This is a genomic window from Candidatus Eisenbacteria bacterium, from assembly GCA_016867495.1.
GTDB lineage: Bacteria > Eisenbacteria > RBG-16-71-46 > CAIMUX01 > VGJL01 > VGJL01.
In genome coordinates this window covers 1-3,402 of the sequence record VGJL01000237.1, presented here as the reverse complement: position 1 = coordinate 3,402, position 3,402 = coordinate 1, and the positions used below count along the sequence as shown (strand labels likewise).

The window sequence follows — 3,402 nt, the reverse complement described above, 5'->3', positions numbered from 1 at the left end:
GGAGCGGATCCTCGATGAGCTTCGCGCCCATCCCTGCCGGCTCGTCGAGGTGACGGGCGGCGAGCCGCTCGCGCAAAAGGGGGCCCCGGCCTTGCTCTCGCGCCTGGCCGACGAGGGATACGAGGTCCTGCTCGAGACCGGCGGGGGAGTCTCGATCGCCGATCTCGATCCTCGCGTCATCGTGATCTACGACATCAAGTGCCCGGGAAGCGGGGAGGAGCGCTCGAACCTCTGGGAGAACCTCCCCCTTCTCAAGCCCGGGATCGATGAGATCAAGTTCGTGCTCGCTTCCCGAGGGGACTACGACTGGGCGCTCGACGTCGTCAGGGCACATCAACTCGCCGATCGGCACGCGGTCCTCTTCGCCCCCGCCCTCGGATTCCTCGACCCCGCCGATCTCGCGCGGTGGATTCTCGAGGACGGCGCGCCCGTGCGGCTGCAGATCCAGCTCCACAAGACGATCTGGGGGCCGGAGACGAGGGGAGTGTAGATGCCGTCTCGCGCGGTCGTTCTCCTGAGCGGAGGGCTCGATTCGGCGGTGGCGCTCGCCGTGGCGCGGCGCGACTGCGAGGAGGTCTTCGCCCTCACCGTCCGCTACGGGCAGCGGCACGCGATCGAGACCGAGTGCGCGCGCAATCTCGCCCGCCTCGCCCTCGCGCGCGAGCACAAGATCCTCGATGTCGATCTCGCCTCTTTCGGAGGATCGAGCCTGACCGGGGACGGTCCCGTTCCCAAGGCGAACGAGGAGCGCTCGCCGGATGGAGAGATCCCGAGCACCTACGTCCCCGCGAGGAACACCATTCTCCTCTCCCTCGCCCTCGCCTGGGCGGAAGTCCTCGGGGCGGAGGCGATCTACATCGGCGCCCACACAGAGGACGCCGGGGGATACCCGGACACGCGGCCCGAGTACCTCGAAGCCTTCGCGCGCCTCGCCGCCCTGGCGACCCGGGCTGGCGTCGAGGGGCGGGCCATCCAGATCCGGGCGCCGCTTCTCCGGATGTCGAAGGCGGAGGTCGTGAAGCTCGGGCGCTCGCTGGGCGTCGACTTCTCCGCGACCTCGAGCTGCTACGATCCTCTCCCCTCGGGAAGGCCCTGCGGCCTCTGCGACGCGTGCCGGCTGCGGGCGAAGGGATTCGGCGACGCGGGGGAGATCGATCCCCGCCTGGCCGATCGGCCATGACGAGGGACCGTCTCATCGAGGAGTGCCTCGCCGGGCAGATCTCCCTCACGCTGCGCTCGACCTTCCGCACCCACTGGAAGACGCTCCTCCATCACAAGACGCTCCACGCGCGACTCCGCGTAGGAGAAGTCTGGGGAGAGGGGGAGGCCTACACGCTCACCCCCGACGAGGATCTGGCCAAGATCCGGTCGCATCCGATCGCCGGGCGGACGATCGGCGATCTCCTCGCGACCTTGCAGGAGATCCCGGCCGCGGCCGCGCGTTCGGCCATCGACCTCGCCCTCCACGATCTGATGGGGAAGCTCTCGGGACGCCCCGTCCACGAGCTGCTGGGCCTGCCGCGCGCGAGCCGCGAGAGCTGCGTCTCCGTGGGAATCGACGAGCCCGGCGCGATGCTCGAGGCGGCGAGACGCTGGATCGATCTCCGCTATCCGATCCTCAAGATCAAGGTCACGACATCGACCGATCTCGGTCTGATCAAGGAGATCCGGCGCCTCGGCGGGGAGCGCCTCAGGATCTGGGTCGACGCGAACCAGGCCTTCGAGCCCGACCAGCTTCTCCGCGCGGCGACGCCGCTGCGGGAGGCCGGCGTCGAGATCCTCGAGCAACCGATGCCGGTCGGACGGATGGCCGAGTACCGCTCTCTCCGCTCCGCGATCGGGATCCCCGTCATCCTCGACGAGGAGATCCTCGGCCGGGAGGATGTCGACGCCGCGATCCGTTGCGGCGGCATCGACGGCGTCAACGTCAAGCTCGCCAAGCTGGGAGGCATCGGCGCCTCGCTCCGCGCGATCGAGACGGCGCGCGCGCACGGGCTGTCGATCCTGCTCGGATGCTACTTCGAGAGCTCCCTCGGGATCTCCGCCTCGACCCACCTCCAGGCGCTGGCCGAGAGGATCGACCTCGACGCGCCCCTGTTGATCGAGGACGACCCTTACCAGGGCCTCCATTATGAGGGCGCCGCCCTCGCCCCGCCCGCGGGTCCCGGCCTGGGCGTCGAGAGACGCGCCGCGCCTTCGCGAGCCGTCCCGGAAGGGGATCGATGACGGGATCGACGGATGGGTCGATGGATCGGTTCGCCTCCGCGCTGCGATCGCTCCTTGGCCCCGCGCGGGTCATGGACGAGCCGCACGAGAGGATCCTCTACGAATCGGACGGCCTGACGCTCCACCGCTCGCCTCCCGCCCTCGTCCTCTTCCCTGAAACGACGGAGGAAGTCTCCTCGTGCCTGCGCCTCGCCGCCGAGCACGATGTCCCGGTCGTTCCCCGCGGCGCGGGCACCGGCCTCTCCGGAGGCGCGGTCGCGCCCGCGGGCGCGGCGGTCCTCGCCCTGACGAGGATGAGGCGGATCCTCGAGATCGATCCGATCGAGCGCCGCTGCCGCGTGCAGCCCGGCGTGGCGAACCTCGCCCTGAACGCCGCAGCCGAGAAGCGGGGACTCCGGTTCGCCCCCGATCCGTCGAGCCAGCAAGTGGCCACGATCGGCGGCAATGTCGCCGAGAACGCGGGGGGGCCGCACACGCTCCTCCATGGAGTGACGGCGACGCACGTGCGCTCCCTGACCGTCGTCCTGGCGGGGGGCGATGTGGTCGCCTTCGGCCGAGAGCCGGGCCCCGACTGGGTCGGGCTTCTTTGCGGATCGGAGGGAACCCTCGGCGTCGTGACCGAGATCGAGGTCGATCTCATCCCGGCCGTCGAGGAGGCCCGCGTCTTCCTCGCCGCCTACGCGCGGACCGAGGAGGCGATCGCGGCCGTGAGCGGCGTCTTGACCTCCGGCGTTCTTCCCGTCGCTCTCGAGATGATGGACGGGGAAGTCCTCGCCACGCTGGAGTCGGCCTTCGGATACCGCTTCCCGCAGGGAGCCCGATCGGTCCTCATCGTCGAAATCGAGGGACTGGCGGCCGGCCTCGACGAGGAGGCTGATCTCGCGCTCGCCGCCTTACAGTCCCGCAATCCGCTCGAGATCCGGACCGCGCGGGACGCGCGCGAGCGGGCCGCCCTCTGGAGGGTGCGCAAGCAGGCCTTCGGCGCGTTGGGCCGCGCCTCTCCCGACTACTACACGCAGGACGGCGTCGTGCCGCGATCCCGCATCGCCGAGCTGCTCGAGACGATCCGCCGCATCGGCGAGAGGGAGAGCATGAAGATCGCGAACGTCTTCCATGCGGGGGATGGGAACCTCCATCCGATTCTCCTCTACGACGCCCGGGTACCCGGAGAGATCG

Annotated in this window: 3 protein-coding genes; all 3 read left to right on the top strand. The window is 70.0% G+C overall.

Annotated elements, in window-relative coordinates; translation table 11 throughout:
• Positions 1 to 490: 490 nt before the first annotated feature.
• The gene (gene queC / locus FJY88_12820; protein MBM3288212.1) at positions 491 to 1,180 is read left to right on the top strand and encodes a 7-cyano-7-deazaguanine synthase QueC; all 690 of its coding nucleotides are present in this window, start codon (positions 491 to 493) and stop codon (positions 1,178 to 1,180) included.
• Complete coding sequence (locus FJY88_12815) at positions 1,177 to 2,226, top strand: dipeptide epimerase (protein ID MBM3288211.1); 1,050 nt, start codon at positions 1,177 to 1,179, stop codon at positions 2,224 to 2,226. Before queC ends, FJY88_12815 begins: the two co-directional genes overlap by 4 nt.
• Positions 2,223 to 3,402, top strand: a 1,180-nt coding sequence (locus tag FJY88_12810) for an FAD-binding protein (protein ID MBM3288210.1), incomplete at its 3' end; no start/stop codon positions are given. The genes FJY88_12815 and FJY88_12810, both read left to right, overlap by 4 nt.